This window comes from Devosia sp. UYZn731 (assembly GCF_040546795.1).
GTDB lineage: Bacteria > Pseudomonadota > Alphaproteobacteria > Rhizobiales > Devosiaceae > Devosia.
This window is the reverse complement of sequence record NZ_JBEPOL010000003.1, coordinates 415,428-431,581: the sequence shown is the minus strand read 5'-3', so window position 1 is coordinate 431,581 and position 16,154 is coordinate 415,428. Positions and strand designations below refer to the sequence as shown.

The 16,154-nt window shown below is 61.5% G+C and carries 14 protein-coding genes; 7 read left to right on the top strand and 7 right to left on the bottom strand.

Features of this window, described 5'->3' with window-relative positions; translation table 11 throughout:
• Window positions 1–150: 150 nt before the first annotated feature.
• The 4 genes from ABIB57_RS09965 (at window position 151) to ABIB57_RS09950 (ending at window position 3,982) form a co-directional block, all read left to right on the top strand.
• A complete protein-coding gene (locus ABIB57_RS09965) occupies window positions 151–1,176 on the top strand; it encodes an ABC transporter substrate-binding protein (protein WP_354040423.1) in 1,026 nt (341 codons plus the stop codon).
• A 70-nt stretch (window positions 1,177–1,246) separates the two neighbouring features.
• Window positions 1,247–2,335: an ABC transporter ATP-binding protein gene (locus ABIB57_RS09960; protein WP_354040421.1), complete on the top strand. Its 1,089-nt coding sequence runs from the start codon at window positions 1,247–1,249 to the stop codon at window positions 2,333–2,335.
• Window positions 2,328–3,182: an ABC transporter permease gene (locus ABIB57_RS09955; RefSeq protein ID WP_354040419.1), complete on the top strand. Its 855-nt coding sequence runs from the start codon at window positions 2,328–2,330 to the stop codon at window positions 3,180–3,182. The genes ABIB57_RS09960 and ABIB57_RS09955 overlap by 8 nt, the downstream gene beginning before the upstream one ends.
• Complete coding sequence (locus ABIB57_RS09950; protein ID WP_354040418.1) at window positions 3,179–3,982, top strand: ABC transporter permease; 804 nt, start codon at window positions 3,179–3,181, stop codon at window positions 3,980–3,982. The genes ABIB57_RS09955 and ABIB57_RS09950 overlap by 4 nt, the downstream gene beginning before the upstream one ends.
• A gap of 249 nt (window positions 3,983–4,231) precedes the next feature.
• On the opposite strand, the gene ABIB57_RS09945 is transcribed toward ABIB57_RS09950, so the two are convergent.
• Entirely contained in the window at window positions 4,232–5,053 is an 822-nt protein-coding gene (locus ABIB57_RS09945) for a Crp/Fnr family transcriptional regulator (protein WP_354040416.1), read from the bottom strand.
• Between the two features lie 721 nt (window positions 5,054–5,774).
• Here ABIB57_RS09945 and ABIB57_RS09940 point away from each other — a divergent pair.
• Window positions 5,775–6,686: an NmrA family NAD(P)-binding protein gene (locus tag ABIB57_RS09940; protein ID WP_354040415.1), complete on the top strand. Its 912-nt coding sequence runs from the start codon at window positions 5,775–5,777 to the stop codon at window positions 6,684–6,686.
• A 163-nt stretch (window positions 6,687–6,849) separates the two neighbouring features.
• On the opposite strand, the gene ABIB57_RS09935 is transcribed toward ABIB57_RS09940, so the two are convergent.
• The 6 genes from ABIB57_RS09935 to ABIB57_RS09910 form a co-directional block, all read right to left on the bottom strand.
• A complete protein-coding gene (locus tag ABIB57_RS09935; RefSeq protein ID WP_354040413.1) occupies window positions 6,850–7,533 on the bottom strand; it encodes an N-acetylmannosamine-6-phosphate 2-epimerase in 684 nt (227 codons plus the stop codon).
• 452 nt (window positions 7,534–7,985) lie between these two features.
• The gene (locus ABIB57_RS09930; RefSeq protein ID WP_354040411.1) at window positions 7,986–8,972 is read right to left on the bottom strand and encodes an ABC transporter permease; all 987 of its coding nucleotides are present in this window, start codon (window positions 8,970–8,972) and stop codon (window positions 7,986–7,988) included.
• A complete protein-coding gene (locus ABIB57_RS09925; protein WP_354040409.1) occupies window positions 8,969–9,943 on the bottom strand; it encodes an ABC transporter permease in 975 nt (324 codons plus the stop codon). The genes ABIB57_RS09930 and ABIB57_RS09925 overlap by 4 nt, the downstream gene beginning before the upstream one ends.
• Window positions 9,940–11,472: a sugar ABC transporter ATP-binding protein gene (locus ABIB57_RS09920; RefSeq protein WP_354040606.1), complete on the bottom strand. Its 1,533-nt coding sequence runs from the start codon at window positions 11,470–11,472 to the stop codon at window positions 9,940–9,942. Before ABIB57_RS09920 ends, ABIB57_RS09925 begins: the two co-directional genes overlap by 4 nt.
• An 88-nt stretch (window positions 11,473–11,560) precedes the next feature.
• Complete coding sequence (locus ABIB57_RS09915) at window positions 11,561–12,598, bottom strand: substrate-binding domain-containing protein (protein WP_354040408.1); 1,038 nt, start codon at window positions 12,596–12,598, stop codon at window positions 11,561–11,563.
• A 74-nt stretch (window positions 12,599–12,672) separates the two neighbouring features.
• Window positions 12,673–13,587: a sugar phosphate isomerase/epimerase family protein gene (locus tag ABIB57_RS09910; RefSeq protein WP_354040406.1), complete on the bottom strand. Its 915-nt coding sequence runs from the start codon at window positions 13,585–13,587 to the stop codon at window positions 12,673–12,675.
• 253 nt (window positions 13,588–13,840) lie between these two features.
• Here ABIB57_RS09910 and ABIB57_RS09905 point away from each other — a divergent pair, with 253 nt between their 5' ends.
• The gene (locus tag ABIB57_RS09905) at window positions 13,841–14,635 is read left to right on the top strand and encodes an SDR family oxidoreductase (protein ID WP_354040405.1); all 795 of its coding nucleotides are present in this window, start codon (window positions 13,841–13,843) and stop codon (window positions 14,633–14,635) included.
• Window positions 14,632–16,152 (top strand): mannitol dehydrogenase family protein, encoded by a 1,521-nt coding sequence (locus tag ABIB57_RS09900; RefSeq protein WP_354040403.1) that lies wholly within the window; start codon window positions 14,632–14,634, stop codon window positions 16,150–16,152. Before ABIB57_RS09905 ends, ABIB57_RS09900 begins: the two co-directional genes overlap by 4 nt.
• Window positions 16,153–16,154 lie beyond the last annotated feature (2 nt).

Sequence of the window (16,154 nt, the reverse complement as noted above, 5' to 3'; positions counted from 1 at the left end):
TATTGTTTCGCTGTCGTAAAAATTCTTTTGCGTAATTATTAAATAGAAACTGGCTTTGCTTTCGCAAAACCCTTGACACACTGCCGATACATTATAATAGTCCAATTACTGGATTTAATCGATCCGCATCTTTGGCAATGGAGCATGGGCATGAACATATCACGGCGAACTTCACTGGTTCTGGGTGCGGGACTGGCACTCTCCACCCTGACCCGCACCACTTTCGCGCAGGAAAAGGGCACCGTGCGAATGCTGATCTGGGACGGGTACGCCGAGCAGGAATGGATCGACGAGTTTACCGCCCAGACCGGCTATAAGGTGGAAGCCACCTACGCCACCAGCGCTGACGAGCAGATCGCCAAGATGAAGGCGAGCGGTGGCAAGGACTATGATCTGGTCGCCGTCGACAGTGCCAGCATCAAGACCTTCGTTGACCAGAAGCTGATCACCCCGCTCGATCTGGCCAGGCTGCCCAGCTTCGACAACGTGCTGCCCGACTTCAAGACCGTGCAGGCACCGGTATTTGACGGTATCCGCTACGGCATTCCCCTAGCCTGGGGTTCGCTTGGCCTGGTCTATGACAAAAAAGAATTTCCCAACGGCCCGGACTCGTGGGGTGTCATGTGGGACCCGAAATATAAAGGCCGCGTGCTGTCTCAGGACGATGCCAACAACAACATCAACCTGGGCGCGATCATGATCGGGCTCAAAGACCCGTTCAATGTGCAGCAAGACGAGTTCCCCAAGGTCGCCACCAAGCTCGCCGATCTGCGCGAAAACCTGCTGAGCTATTTCGCCGGATTCGATGAAGGCACGACGCTGTTTGCCGAAAACGACGTGGTGCTGATGTTCTCGATGGGTGAACCCAGCGCCATCGCCTTGACCAAAAAGGGCTTTGATGTCGGCTACGCCATTCCCAAGGAGGGCGCGCTGGGCTGGATGGACAACCTGACGGTCAGCGCCGGCGCTGAAAATGTGGACGGTGCCTATGCGTGGATGAACTTTTTCCTCCAGGCCAGGATCGGTGCTGCCATGACCAACAAGTTTGGCTATGGCAGCACCACGTCGGCCGAGAACGCCCCCAACTACACCTCGCGGCTGATCTGGGCCAAGCCACCAGAAGACCTGGCGATGCGCCAGAAGGTTTGGAACGAAGTTCGCTCCGGCGCTAACTGATCATCTTGCGGCCAATGCAGCGGACGGGTTCGGCCGCCCGCTGCATCTCTCTTTCGCGTTTGGACAATCCATGAACGATAGTGCGCTGCTGCGCCTCGAAAATATTGGTAAGGACTTCGGACCCGTCACGGTGCTCAATGGCATCGATCTGGAGATCGCCTCCAACGAATTCCTGACCATTCTGGGGCCGAGCGGCTCCGGCAAGACCACGATCCTGCGGATGATCGGAGGCTTTGACCAGCCGACGCGCGGTCGCATTACCCTCAATGGCAAGGACCTGCATGGACTGCCGATCAACCGCCGACCCTTTAACACCGTGTTTCAGGACTACGCGCTGTTTCCCCATTATTCGGTTCGGCGCAACGTCGCCTATGGCCTGGTCGTACGCGGCCTTCCGCGCGCCGTGATCGACAAACGGGTGGAAGATACGCTCAAGATCGTCGGGTTGGAAAGCTATGCCACCCGCCTGCCCCATGAACTTTCCGGTGGTCAGCGCCAGCGCGTCGCTCTGGCTCGAGCCATCATCTGCGAACCGCGGGTGATCCTGCTCGATGAACCGCTGGCAGCGCTGGACGTCACCCTGCGCGCCCAGATGTGCCGCTTCCTCAAGGACATGCAGCGTCGGCTCGACGTGGCCTTCGTCTTCATCACGCATGACCAGCAAGAAGCCATCGCCATGTCGGATCGCATCGTGGTGATGCGTGACGGTTGCATCGAGCAGATCGGAACGCCCGAAACCATCTATGCGTCGCCCAATTCGCGCTTTGTCGCGGGGTTCTTTGGCGAGAACAATCTGATCGATGGCACGGTGGTGTCGATCGATGTCGACCATTGCCTGGTCGATACCGCCATCGGGCGGTTAAACTGTCGGTTCAGTGCGCTGGGACTGGCAGCGGGCCGGCCGGTACATGTCGCGCTGCGCCCTGAAATTATCGGGATCAGTCCGGATGAGGGTCACAGCTTCACTATTAAGGACGTGCAGTTTTCTGGCCCCTCCATCATGGTGGAAGCCGCAGACGCTGCCACGGGTGCGGTGCCGCTGCGTTTCCGCATTCAGGGCGGCAAGACCGCGCAATTGCCCAAGGCCGGCGATCTGGTCAACCTGACCTGGTCCGTCGAGGACGCCTTTGCCCTACCCGCCGGGTCAGCTCATGGCTAACCGCACAATTTCCCCGCAGCGCTGGCTGGTCAATTTTTTCTGCCTGGGCGTCCCAACACTGTTTGTGCTGGCGCCGATCGGCTCCTTCATCCTGTACAGTTTCTGGCAAAATCAGAACGGAGAACTGGTCCGCGAACTGACGCTGGAAAATTATCAGGCATTCTTCAGCGACAACGTGTTTCTCGGCGTTTTTGTGCAAACCATCGCCCTGTGCCTTGGCGCAACGCTGGTCAATGTCGTCACCGGCTATGCTATCGCGCTGTTCGCCGCGCGCCGGTCCCCCAAACTGCGTTTTGCCATGATCCTGTTGTTCATGCTGCCGCTGTTCACCAGCTACATCATCAAGATCTACGCCGTGCGTGGTATTCTGGGCCATCGTGGCGTGCTCAACGAGTTGCTGCTCGCAGCAGGGCTGATCGACCAGCCCGTCACAGCCTTCATTTTCAGCCAGACGGCGATCTTCATCGCCCTGGTGGTGCTCTATCTGCCCTTTGCCATTCTACCCATCTATCTGGCAATCGAGCGTATTCCGGAAAACCTTGGCGTGGCCTCGGCTGATCTCGGCGGCGGCGCCTTCGATGAACTGTGGCGCATCGTCTTGCCGCTCAGCATGCCCGGCGTCGTGATTGCCGCGGTTTTCACCTTCGTGATGACACTGGGCGATTTTGTCGCCCCGCAGATGGTCGGCGGCACCGGCGGCTTTACCTTCGGGCGCATCGTTTTTACCCAGTTCGGAGTCGCCCTCAACTGGCCGCTCGGCGCGGCGCTGGCTGTGGTCCTGCTATTCACCGCATTGGCTGCCGTCGGGCTGGCCGGCTTATCGTCACGCTGGAGCACCGCGCGTTGAAACGGGAATTTCATTTCGTCGACCATCTTACCGGCCTCACCGCGCTGGCAGCACTGATCGTCATCTATGCGCCTTTGGCAGTCGTGTGGGTTTTCTCCAACTGGCAGCCTGTACGTGTGCGCGGCAAGCTTGGCCTGTCTGCGTTTTCCTGGGATTCTTATACCAAGCTCACACAGAACCAGGACATCTTGAACGCACTCGGCACCACGTTCCTGGTGGGGTTCATTGCCACCGTACTGGCAGTGGTATTGGCGACGATCTTTGCGCTCTATTACCTGCGAACCCGTGGTTGGATGCGGCAGCTCATGCAGGCGCTGATCCTGCTGCCATTCCTGCTGCCGCCGATCATCGTCGGCCTGTCACTGCTCATCGCGTTCCGGGAGCTAGATCTGACGCGTGGATTGCCGACCATCATCGTGGGCCACGTTATTCTCGTGGTGCCCGTGGTCTATCGAATAGTGCTCAACCGGCTGGTCTCGTTGAGCCCCAGCCTGACCGAGGCATCGCTCGATTTGGGCGCCAGCCAGAGCCAGACGTTCTTTTTCATCCTGTTGCCACAGCTGCGCACGGCCTTCGTGGCGGGCGGTTTGCTCGCCTTCGCCATCTCGTTCGACGAAACCATGGTGACGCTTTTCCTGTCAGGCTCCACCAACACCCTGCCGATCCGCCTATGGGCAATGATGCGGCTGGGTTTTGTGCCCGAGATCAACGCATTGGCCACGCTCGTCGTCGGAGTTGCCGCCATCTGCACCATCATTTTTGGAGTTATGCAGCTGCGCAGCACGGTGGCCCGGCACTAGTCTAGTGCGGGTTGCCGCAGGTCTCGCGATCAAAATGCATGCGGCTGAGCGGACTTCTAACCGTCGCCGCTCCGTCTGGCCTGCGAATGCGCTGCGCTCTTTCACCCAAGAGCCGTCGCAGCGCAAGGCGACCTCCAAAATGGGAGGTGGTTGCCTACCGGGTTTCGGTCTGCAAAATCCGGGAACTCATTATAAGCTTGGACGATTTCGGCACCGGCCTGAGCAATTTGAGTATTTGCGCCGAACCCACTACCCTTTTTTCAAGAGCGGATGTACTGGCAGAGATGCCGGGCGGTGCAACGCGGCCGCCTCGTCCCCGTCACTTACAGGCAGCGGCTCTCTGGCCGTAATTGCTTTGCCCACCGAGCCGATGAGACGTTCGTACTCTGCCTCCGGGGTGCCATAGGCGCCCTCAGCGAATTTTTTGAGTCTTTCGCGGTCCAGGATCAGGAGCATCGATCGACGGGACACAATTAGGTGCTCGCCTTCTAGAAAGTGCAGCGCCACTGTCACGCTAGGTCGACGGCAGTGCAACATTGCAGCGAGAAGTTCGTGGGTAACCCTGATTTCATCAGAGCGCATCCGGTCCTGCACCATCAACAGCCAGCGCGCAAGCCTAGCCTCGACCCGACGGCTGCCTTGAATCAGCGCGGTACATGACGCCTGAATCCACAGCACCCTGGCGTAGCGTAACATCAGTTCCTTGAAAGACGGATACTTATGCAAGCAATTGCGGAATTCGTTTGCCGTCATGCGCCAGCCTCGGCCGGGGATTTGAACAATTGTTTCCAGTGATGGAAGGTCATCGCCGAGGGCCAGCGCTGAGCCTGTTGCGCCTTCATAGCCAATCATCCCGACGTCGGCTATCCGTTTTCCATGTTCACTCGCGACTACGGAAACCAAGCCTGACTCGACAAAATACACGTGATCGACGACCCTGCCAGGCATCTCGATGGGCGTTTTCAGACCTAGGACAGCCGGCTCAAGTACTTGGGCAATCGCGTGTAAATCGGAAATCGGTAAAGCTGCCAGCAGTCTGTTTTCAGTTTGCAAATTTAATAGATCAGACATTGATTATTCCAAGTCTGCGAATCAAATAACAAGACGTTTCAACGTTGCTACCGTCTTCCGAACTGACCCAAGCTATATCATTGTATAACAATGTTGCCAGACGTTATTGCGCCTCAACGAGTTTTATCGCAAACTCGAGTTTCCGTCGTCAGCGTTTCGAATTGAAATTGATGACGGCGTCAGGCAAAGCCAAGACAGTATGTGATCCGATATTGTAGCGGTATCGCAACCTAAGGCGACATCGGCAGCACAAGCAACTCTGCCTGGTTTTGATCCTCTAACCGCGTGATAAACACATTACTTGCATCCTCTGCCATCCTGAACGGCGAGGCCTTCGCCTCCCGACAGGAGTTCGGCAGCTCCTTCCACCGCCGGCGGTGACGCCAACGGCTTCTGATAAATTCTGACACCACCTCTTTTTTCTCACAGATCTGGCCCCAATTGTTCAATCGCCCCATGGGTAAGTTGGCTTAGGCCGCGCACAAGGTCTTCTCCAACAACAAGTCGTGCGGCGTCTTCCGCAGTTTCGGCTACTATTCGAAATCCGGCCGGCTGGGCGACCACCGTTCGGCAGTCTATAACTCGAAATTCTTCCGCCACGACCACCCTCGCTAAGTCAAATAAGTGAGACTGCCAAACCCTGTTGGGGCAATGATTGGTGGCCAAGTATCCGCCGCCGGCACGCGTTGGAACAGGTACTCAAGGAACAGAGCGAGGCATAATGCTGCTAGTGACAGGCGCGACGGGACGGGTCGGCGCGGCGCTGATTGCCGCAATGAGGGGAAACGCGCTGCGCGCGGCTGGCCGCGAGACAAGGCAGGCCGATGGACCGGTTGAATGGGTCAAGTTCGACTTCACGGCCCCCTCCTCCTACCCGTCGGCCCTTGACGGGGTGACCGCCGTCTTCCTGATCCGCCCGCCCCAGATGGCAGATGCCAAGGCCTTCATCCCGTTTTTGGACGCTCTGCAGGAGCGCAAGATACAGCGTGTTGTGCTCCTGTCAGTGAAAGGCGCCGACACAAATCCAATTCTGCCCCATCATGGCTTGGAAAAGCTGGTTCAGACGCCCGCCTTCGACTGGACCATTCTGCGCCCCAGCGATTTCATGCAGAACCTCGAAACGGTCCACCGCGACGACATCCGCGATCGCGACGAGATTGCCGTACCCGCCGGCGACGGCAAAAGCGCCTTCATCGATGTTGATGATATCGGCGTGTTCGCTGCCAAAACGCTGCAAGAGGACGGTCATGTCGGCAAGGGATATGTCCTGACTGGCCCGCAAGCCCTGTCCTGGGACGCAGTCGCTGACGTCCTGTCGCAGGTACTCGGGCGCCAGATCAGCTATCGTCGGCCCAACGTGGTCCGTTTCATCTGGGAGCAGCATCGCAACGGTGTTCCCCTGCCCATGGCCCTGATCATGACCGCCCTTTATACCGTCCAGCGATTCGGTGGCGCCGCAGAGACTACAGGCGAGTTGGAGACTCTATTGGGGCGACCGTCAACGCCGCTTATCGACTATGTGGCCCGCCAGAAGCAAGCTTGGCAATCATTGCGAGCGCATCGTGAAACTCCTAATCGTGCCGCATCAGGCAAGACAGGGCACCATCAAACTCCGGATCAAACACCTAAATGAATCACTTCTCTAACCGCTCTCGCGTTCGTGGGATCGGGTGTTGCGCTGTTCACCGACAGGACACACTCGCTTGACGGGGGCACATGACGATCGACTGTCAATCGGCGTCGGATAAAACATCTTGGAAGCCGATTACCCCGAAAACGAGGGCCTTATCCCACGCCTAGTGACGTTCTAACGGTATCGCCTCGCCCAGACGACGCGTAATCAGATCAGGTGCAGTGACGGACGAACCACTGACCACCGCGTGCGCACCGGCCGCAAAACTGCTGGAAACGTACTCGGGGGTCCACACGCCACCTTCGACAATCACCGGGCAGGTCAATTGCGCGCAGAGCAGGCGCACCAGATCGAAGGGAGGCCGCTCGACGCCTGCGGTCGCCCTGGTATATCCCACCATGGTGGTGGCAACCACATCGGCGCCAGCCTCGCGCGCGGCACGAGCCTCATCAAGCGTGTCGATATCGGCCATTACCGCGACATTTCTGGCATGAGCCGCCAGGGCAAGCGCGGCAAAATCGGGCCCCGGACGGGTGCCATCGGTGGCCTGGATCGCCACCATATCGACACCACTGGCGCACGGGGCCTCGACATCCTCAAGGCTGGTGGTGATGTAATTGTCGAACCCCTCGCGGGTGTCCTTGACAATGCCGATGATCGGCAATTTTGTTACCGGACGCAAAGCCCGGACCACGTCGGCGCCGTTGACGCGAAAGCCGCCCGCGCCGCCGAGTTCTGCCGCCCGCGCCAGGAGTGCCAGGGTTTCGGGACGCCCCAACGGGCTGCGCGGGTCCATCGCCTGAGACGACACGATCAGTCTACCCGCAAGGCGGTCCAGGACGCTCATGGGCCAACCTCGGTCAGAACGAAATTGATCTCAAAGCTGCGGTGCCAGGGGAAGCTGACCTCCGCGAGACGGATATCGCCCGGCGCGATCCGTTGCAGCAGTGCGTTCAGGAGCGGGCGCGTAAACCCTTCAGCCTTCTCACAGGCGACATTCCCAGCTCTGTGCGGCCATTTTCCTTTGAGCCACCTTCGGCCATTTACCGCGATGTTGGAGCTGGGCACCTGGTGGCAGAACTTTCGTGACGCTCGATCGACGCCAGATTATCGGCCTAGTTCACTTCTGCCCTTTCAGTTTGCCGTCGCGAGTCCATTGACGGGATCATATCCGAAGCCGCCCACGTCGGCAGAGCCTCCAAGCAATGCTTTGGCGCCGGCTTACGGAAATGATGGCTGGTTTATCTGCTTCATCGATCCCGCGCCGTGACGACCCGTTAGCAGCACGTGTTCGACCGGCTAACTGTCTTCGATTATCCTCAAGTAGATGGCCGTGACGAGCAGGATCACCAGGCCAAACAGCCCCTGCCGCAGTCCTTCGGGCATTTGCAGCACGGTCAGAAGCGTCGTGAGCACGCGCAGGATGAGGGCGCCGAGAATCGCGGTGGCATAGCTGCCGCGGCCGCCGAAGATCGAGGTGCCGCCGATGATGGTTGCCGCCACCGAGGGCAGCACCAAGGGCTCGAGCAGCGTCAGCGACGGGGTGCGGATCACGCCCACATAGAGCAGGCCCGCAATGGCGGCGAGCAGCGAGGAGGCGACGTAGAGCGCCAGGATAACTTGCCAATAGGTCGAGCCCGACAGGCGCGAGGCCTTTTCGTTATCGCCAATGGCATAGACCTGCCTGCCGAAGCCGGTGCGGCGCAGCACGAAAATGATCAGCGCCGCGATCGGCACGAACAGCAGAAGCGCATTAGGCACGCCGCAGGTAAGGCCAGTGCCCAGCCAGACGATAAAGGGCGGGATCTCCGAGCCGGAGGCGATGACGGTGCGTTGATAGACCTGCAGGATGCCTGAACCCACGAGGCCCGTGCCGAGTGTCATGATCAGGGGGTGCACCCGGAAGATGCCGACGCCGACGCCGTTGGCAAGCCCGATCAAGACTGCGGGCAGCAGTGATAGCGCCAGCGTCGTTGCGGGGTCGTGGTGGCCGATCTGCGTCGCCATGATGAAGGCCGCCATGGTCCCCACGGTGCCCACCGACAGGTCGAGGCCGCCGGTGAGCATGGTCAAGGTCTGGGCGCCCGCCAGTAATGCCAGGGGAATGGCGAATTTTATCGTATTGGCAACCCATAGGGGGTTGATGATGCCGGGGCTGAGCAGTTGTAGCACCGCGCAAAGCAGGATCAGCAGCACGATCAGCGGAATGATCGGCTGATCCGCCATGAGGCGGCGCAGACGTCGGCCCAGGTGAGGCTGCGGCAATGGGCTGGCGACTTCGCTCATGTCGAGCGGGCCTGCATGGCCAACAGGGCGCCGAACATGACGACGGTGACCATGATCACCCCCTCGATGATGGTGGTAACGTTGGGATCGACCGACAGCAAGGTCAGGTCGGTGCGCACGAGGCGCAAGACGAACACGGCGACGATGGGGCCGACCAGTCCGCCGCGCCCACCAGTAAGCGCCACCCCGCCGAGCACGACCGCGGCAACGCTCGCCAGCAGGTAGGGTCCGGGGATCGGTGCGCCGATGCCCGTGCTCATGGTCAGCGTCAATCCGCCCAGCGCGGCGAAGATGCCGCCGATGCCATAGGCGAGAATGCGGGTTCGCGCCACGGGAACGCCGCTGCGGAACGCGGCGAGTTCACTACTGCCGATCGCATAGATGCTGAGGCCAAGTTGCGAGCGCTTGAGGGGTATCCACACCACGCACACCGCAATGACCACCAGAAGCAGCGCATGCGGTATCCAGGCCGATACGCTCTCGGGGATGCCCGGCACCGACAACGAGCCCACGACCAGCGCCTTGAGCCAATCGGCGGCGCCGCCGCCCGGCGATGGCAGGATGAGCAGGGCGACGCCTTGCAGCACGAACATCATCGCCAGCGTAACGACGATGTCGGGCACACGGGAGATGGTGATGAGAATGCCGTTGAGCGCGCCCAGCGCGAAGCCGAAGGCGAGCACCAGCGGCACCGCGTAGAGCGCCGATGCCGCGCTCTGGTCCTTCATCAACAGCGCCGCCGTGACGCTGGTCACGGCCATCATCGCGGCAATCGACAGGTCGATGCCGCCGGCCAGCACGATGACGGTCTGCGCCGCCACTGCGAACGCGTAAGGCAGCGCGGCCTGCGTCAGCGACGCGAAGTCCCTCGCGCCATAGGCCGGCTGGATGAAGCGGGTGATCACGAACAGCGCGACGAACAGCACGACGAGCCCGATAACCCAGCTCTGGCGCAGCGAAAAGGCGATCATGGCGCGGCCTTCGGACGGGTTGGGTCGGCCAGGATGCCTAGATCGGCAGCCGCATCGCGCGGCAGGCCATAGGCGGCCCGCGTCAAGGCGAGTTCGTCGGCGATCTCGACCGGCAGCACATCGACAACCCTGCCGCCGAAAATGGCGATCGCACGATCGCAGACCAGCTGAATTTCCTCGAGTTCGGAGGTGTAGTAGAGGACGGACTTGCCCTGCGCCGCCAGTTCGCGGGCCAGCGCATAGATTTGCGTCTTGGTGCGGACGTCAATGCCACGTGTCGGGTCGAAGCACAGAATGGTCTTGGCGTCGGCGGCGATCCAGCGGGCGATCGTCACCTTCTGCTGGTTGCCGCCGGAGAGCCGCCGCACCTCGCCCTGGGCGCGGGTGTCGATCTGCAGCCGCTCGATGGCGCGCAGTACGGTGGTGCGCTCGTTGCCCATATTGATCGGGCCCCAGCGCCGCACCCCGGCGCTGAAGGGCAGGGCGATGTTCTCGCGCACGGAGCGGTGCATCAGCAAGGCGTCGCTGCGGTCGCCCGGCACGTAGGCGATGCCCCGTTCGATGGCGTCGCGCGGCTTGCCGAATTTCACCGCTTCACCCGCGACCTCGATGACGCCCGCGCTCGGACGGATCGAGCCCGCCAACGCGGCGAACAGCTCGTCCTGCCCTTGTCCTTCGAGGGCGACGACACCGAGGACCTCGCCATCATGCAGATCGAACGACACGTCGTTGAGCTTGGTGCCGACGCGCAGGTTGCGCACGCTGAGGCGGGTTTTGCCCTGCGCTTGCGGACGGGCCTCCGCGGCGACCGCCGCGCCGTGCTTGCGCAGAATGCGCTCGCCCAGCATCAGCTCCACGATGCGGTCCTCGACATCAGGCCCGATATCGACGACCCCGACGGTTTCCCCGTCGCGCAGGATGGTGGCCCGGTCGCACAGTGCTGAAATTTCCAGGAACCGATGCGAGATAAAGATCACCGATCGGCCGGTCTGGGTTTGCCTGCGCACCACCTCGAGCACTTTTTCGGCCAGGTTGGCCGGCAATGCCGCGGTCATTTCATCGAGCAGCAGCACATCGGGTTCGATGGCCAGAGCGCGGGCAAGATCGAGGATGCGCAAGATCGCCAGCGGCACGTCGCGCGCCCTCTCGCCGAGGTCGAGCTCGGGTACGCCCAATTCATCAACCCAATGGCGGAACGCTGCCACCGGCGTGTGGGTCAGCCGCAGGTTGGACAGCACGTCGAGGTCGGGAATCAGCGAGGGTTCCTGATAGACCGAGACCAGCCCGGCACGCCGCGCATCGGCGGGCGAGCGCACCTTTCGCTCCACGCCACGAATGGCAATCTTGCCGGCGGTCGGATGCAGCGCACCGGTCAGGATCTTGACCATGGTGGATTTGCCGGCGCCGTTGGCCCCCATCAGGGCATGCACTTCGCCGGGCCGCAAAGACAGCGACGCGTTGCGCAGCGCGCGCACTGCGCCATAGGTCTTCACCAGGCCGGTGGCTTCAAGCAGTGGGCTGGTCGTCACGGCCATGGCGAGCAATAATCCGTGGTAACGAAGGGGGACGCCGGTGCCTGACCGGTGTCCCCGCCCAACAAGTGTTTGCGACCCGAGCTTATTCGCCCGGGCCTTTGCACGCGATGATCTGTTCTTTTGTATAGGTGGTCCAGTTCGGGATCGAGATCGACACCGGCCATTCCTTGTTCAGCGACGGATCGGCGGCAGCCAGCAGATTGGCCTTGCCCTCCGGGGTGACGTTCTCCCAGAGTACCGGGGTGACAAAGTTGCTCTTTTCGGCAGGAGCCTTGCCGTCCAGCACCTGCAGCGCCAGCGTCACGCCGGCGCCGCCGACGGAACCGGGGTTGGTCACCGCGGCGCCGGAAAGGCCGGCGACGGTGTTGAGCTGCTCGACGAAGCCTGCATTGTCGGCGCCGACGACGGGAACGAGCTTGGCGCCCGATTCAGTCAGCGCATCGACGATGACGTTGTCGATGCCCGAGGTCCAGATGCCGTCGAATGGCACGCCCGAAGCGATGAAATCGAGAATCTGCTGCTTGCCCTGGTCCTGCTGCCAGCCGGTGAAAGTCTCGCTCACCACCTTGACGTCGGGGAACTCGGTAAGGGCCTTCTTGAAGCCGGCGTCGCGATCGGTGTCGGCCGAAGCGCCGGCGGCGCCACGCATATAGACCACGCCGCCCTTGCCGCCCATTTGCGTGAACAGCCACTTGGCGCCCAGATAGGCATAGTCCGACTGATTGTTCTGGATGGTGTAGATATTGGGATCGGTGACCGACTGGTCGACGACGACGACGGTGATGCCGGCGGCCTCGGCTTCCTGCAGGGCGGGCGCGATGCCAGCAGGATCCGACGGATTGACGATGATGGCGTTGACCTTGGCGCTGATCAGGTTGCGGATGTCTTCCAACTGGCCGGCGGCATCGGTATTGCGGTGGGCGATATTCAGCGAGGCAATTTCGCCGGAAGCCAGGGCCTGGGCCTTGATGGCGCAGATCATTTCCTCGCGCCAGCCGTTGCCCTGCACGGTGTTGGAGACGCCGATCGTGTAGGGACCGGCGGCAAAGGCCATGCCGGACGATGCCAGGATGGCCGCGCCGGCAAGCAGTGAGATGACAGAAGTCTTCGCAAGTCGCATGGGGTTTCCTCTCCCTTTGTGGGCCTTCCGGCCCCTTGATGTCTGCGGTCCTTATGGACTCTCGTTGCAGGATTTCATTTTACGAATGGTCGCAGCACGTCGCGGGCCAGCAGGAAGCCACGTTTCACCTTGTCGTCGCTGCCTTCGAATTGCCGATCCTCGTGCTCGATGACCACCGGGCCATCGTATCCGGCCCGATAGAGTTCGGAGAAGAACACGTTCCAGTTCACTTCGCCAAGCCCCGGCATGCGTGGAATCTGCCAACCGATGCCTGCGGACATGACACCGCGCTCGTAAAGGCCGTCGCGATCGATCAGCAAATCCTTGGCATGCACATGCAGCATGCGCGAGCCGAACTCACGAATGAAGCGTGCGCCATCGATCATCTGCCAGACCAGGTGGGAGGGATCGTAGTTCATGCCCACATCGGAGCCCCAGGCCTCGAAAATGCGGCGCCAGATCATTGGCGAATAGGCGATGTTATGGCCGCCCGGCCATTCGCTGGCGCTGAACAACATCGGGCAGTTCTCGAATGCCAGGGTGACGCCCTTGCCGCGCGCGAAGGCGATGATCTCGGGCCAGACCTTCTCGGCCTCTTGCCAGTTGGCTTCGACGCTCTGTCCCGCATCGCCACCCATGAAGGTATTGACGACCGGCAAGCCCATCAGGCTGGCGGCATTGATGACGGCCTTGAGATGCTCGATCACCGCCTGGCGGTGGCCAAGGTCGGGATGCAGCGGGTTGGGATAGTAGGCCAGCGCCGAGATGGCGAGTTTTCTTTCCTTGAGCGAAGCCACGATGTCCTTGGCCTCGGATGCGCCGAGGGTCGCGACATCGATATGGCTCGTCCCCGCATAGCGGCGAATGGCGCCCGACGACTTCGGCCAGCAGGCGATTTCGAGCGTTTCAAACCCGACCGAAGCCGCCCAGTCGGCGACGTCATCGAGCGGCGTTTCCGAAAAAGGCGCGGTCAGAATGCCGAGCTGCATCAGTGTTCCTCGCCCCTTGTTCCCGCGGGTCTTATGACCTTTTCTGTCGGAACAGGATTTCCATTTCCATCAATATGGATGGTAGTTTTCACAACGTCAATTGAGCATATTCTGCTTTATGGTTTGAACGATATAGAAAAAAGCCAGCTTTTCCCGGCCGCTCGCTGGCCGCGTGTTCAAGGCGGCGGAATTTGACAGCGCCGGTTGGAAATGTAATTCCATATTGCGCTATTTGAAATTGTGGCGGGATACGATGGACGTTCGGCTCGATGGAATGGTCGTTCTTGTGACCGGTTCGACCCAGGGCGTGGGGGCCAAGGTCGCTGCGCTCGCCGCCGCCAGCGGCGCTGCCGGCATCCTGTTGACTGGCCGGGATGACGTGCGCGGCGTTGCACTGGCCCGTGACCTGACGACCGCCCACTGCGCCGTCGATTTCATTGCCGCGGACCTCGCAGGGCCAAAGGCCGCGGAAACCGTTGCCGCGGCGACAATCCAGCGGTTCGGCCGCATCGATGCGCTGGTCAACGCGGCCGGCGTTACCGACCGGGCGTCCTTCCTTGACGGCTCGCCTGAGTTGTGGGACCGGCTTTTCGCGGTCAACGCCAAGGCGCCGTTTTTTCTGATGCAAGCCGCCATCCGCGACATGCTGGGCCGTAAGGCACCGGGGGCCATCGTCAATATCCTGTCGATGAATGCGCATTGCGGCTCGCCCGACCTGGCGATCTATTCGGCGAGCAAGGGGGCGCTGGCGACCCTCACACGCAATGCTGCCCATGCCCATTTGCCCGACCAGATCCGCGTCAACGGCATCATGATGGGTTGGGCCGCGACGCCGGGCGAAAACCAGATGCAGGGCGTTACGCTGGGCAAGGGCGCCGACTGGGCGGTGCAAGTGGCCGCCAATATGCCGCTCGGACGCATGCTGACCGATGACGAAGTCGCCCAGCTCGCGCTGTTCATGCTGAGCCCAAGTTCGGGGCTGATGACCGGCGCGCTGGTCGATCTCGAACAGACTGTGGTCGGCGCGCCGCCTCGAAGCCCAAAATGAGCCTGTTGTCGCTTTCCGGTGCCCAGCGGCTGACTGCCGCCACGGCGGCCCACTTGCCGGCATCCGTGCAGCGCCCCGGCTATGATCGCGAAAAACTCAAGCCCGGCATCCTGCACCTCGGCGACGGCGCCTTTCATCGCTGCCACCAGGCCGAATGGACCGACGATGCGCTGCAGGTCGCGTTCGGCGACTGGGGCATTGTCGGCGTCAACCTGCGCGCCCCCGATATCGCCAACGTGCTCGGGGTCCAGTCGGGGCTGTTCTGCCGCGAGCTGCGCGAGGACGGCGCCGTCACAAGGCGGCTGGTCGGCTCGGAACTGGGCCACATTTCGGTGCTGGACGAAGCCTACGACCCCTATCGCCTGTCGCTGCAGGCGGCCCTCGAAGCCGCTGCCGATCCGGCGATCCGGCTGATCACCATGACGGTGACCGAAAAGGGCTATTGCCACATTCCCGCGACCGGGGAACTGGACGTCGATCATCCCGATATCGTGCACGATATCGCCGAGCCCCATGTGCCGCGCTCGGTGCCGGGCTTCGTGCTCGAGGCCTTGACGCTGCGGCTGCAACGCGAGGTTGACCTGCCGGCGATCATGAGTTGCGACAACGTGCCGGACAATGGCGCGACGCTGCGGCGGGCGGTACTCGGGCTGGCCCAGCGCGTCGACCCCGCAATTGCCGATCGGATCGCGCAGCAGGTACATTTTCTCAACACCATGGTCGACCGGATCGTGCCCGCGACCCAGCCTGGCGATATCGCGCGGTTTGCCGAGCAAACCGGCATTGCCGATTTCGGGCTCGTCGTCGGCGAGCCGTTCCGCATGTGGGTGATCGAGGACACGCATCGGTGCGCGATGCCGGCATGGGACCGGGTCGGCGCGCTTGTGGTCGATGACGTGCGCCCCTATGAAATCCTCAAGATGCGGGTGCTCAACGGTATCCAGTCCAATGTTTGCCAGCTCGGCCTGCTGTCCGATCTGCAATTCATGTCCGAAGTCATGGGAAGCCAGACTTTCGAGGCGTTCGCGCGCCGCACCATCATCGATGAAGTGGTGCCCGGACTGCCGCAGGTTTCCGGCATCGAGGTGCCGGCCTATGTCGAGCAATCGATCCGCCGCCTGAAAAATCCGGACCTCAAGCATGGCACGCTGCAGATTTCGACCGACGGCTCACAGAAGATCAGGCAGCGCCTACTCGAACCGCTCCGCGCCTGCCTCACGGCTGGTCGCTCGGCCAATGGCCTGCTGCTCGGCGTGGCCGGATGGATGTGCTACGCCGCCGGCCTGCACTGGCAGAACAAGCCTGTCGATGTGCGCGACCCCAAGGCTTCGGTGACCACGGAGATCGGTCTCCGCCACGGCAGCGATCCGACGGCCTTCGTCGCTGAAATGCTCAAGCTTGCGGACATTTTCGGCACAGACCTGGTAGACAATGAGCCGGTCAAAGCCAGGCTTGCCCAGTTCGTCGGGCAGCTGCGCGCCGCGCCAGCCATCGAAGTCGTTGCCGCGCTGATTTAGAG

What these genes read in the sequence shown, in the direction of transcription:
- ABIB57_RS09965 (WP_354040423.1), top strand. Translation starts at nt 151, where the DNA reads ATGAACATATCACGGCGAACTTCACTGGTTCTGGGTGCGGGACTGGCA.
- ABIB57_RS09960 (WP_354040421.1), top strand. Translation starts at nt 1,247, where the DNA reads ATGAACGATAGTGCGCTGCTGCGCCTCGAAAATATTGGTAAGGACTTC.
- ABIB57_RS09955 (WP_354040419.1), top strand. Translation starts at nt 2,328, where the DNA reads ATGGCTAACCGCACAATTTCCCCGCAGCGCTGGCTGGTCAATTTTTTC.
- ABIB57_RS09945 (WP_354040416.1), bottom strand. Translation starts at nt 5,053, where the DNA reads ATGTCTGATCTATTAAATTTGCAAACTGAAAACAGACTGCTGGCAGCT.
- ABIB57_RS09940 (WP_354040415.1), top strand. Translation starts at nt 5,775, where the DNA reads ATGCTGCTAGTGACAGGCGCGACGGGACGGGTCGGCGCGGCGCTGATT.
- ABIB57_RS09935 (WP_354040413.1), bottom strand. Translation starts at nt 7,533, where the DNA reads ATGAGCGTCCTGGACCGCCTTGCGGGTAGACTGATCGTGTCGTCTCAG.
- ABIB57_RS09930 (WP_354040411.1), bottom strand. Translation starts at nt 8,972, where the DNA reads ATGAGCGAAGTCGCCAGCCCATTGCCGCAGCCTCACCTGGGCCGACGT.
- ABIB57_RS09925 (WP_354040409.1), bottom strand. Translation starts at nt 9,943, where the DNA reads ATGATCGCCTTTTCGCTGCGCCAGAGCTGGGTTATCGGGCTCGTCGTG.
- ABIB57_RS09915 (WP_354040408.1), bottom strand. Translation starts at nt 12,598, where the DNA reads ATGCGACTTGCGAAGACTTCTGTCATCTCACTGCTTGCCGGCGCGGCC.
- ABIB57_RS09910 (WP_354040406.1), bottom strand. Translation starts at nt 13,587, where the DNA reads ATGCAGCTCGGCATTCTGACCGCGCCTTTTTCGGAAACGCCGCTCGAT.
- ABIB57_RS09905 (WP_354040405.1), top strand. Translation starts at nt 13,841, where the DNA reads ATGGACGTTCGGCTCGATGGAATGGTCGTTCTTGTGACCGGTTCGACC.
- ABIB57_RS09900 (WP_354040403.1), top strand. Translation starts at nt 14,632, where the DNA reads ATGAGCCTGTTGTCGCTTTCCGGTGCCCAGCGGCTGACTGCCGCCACG.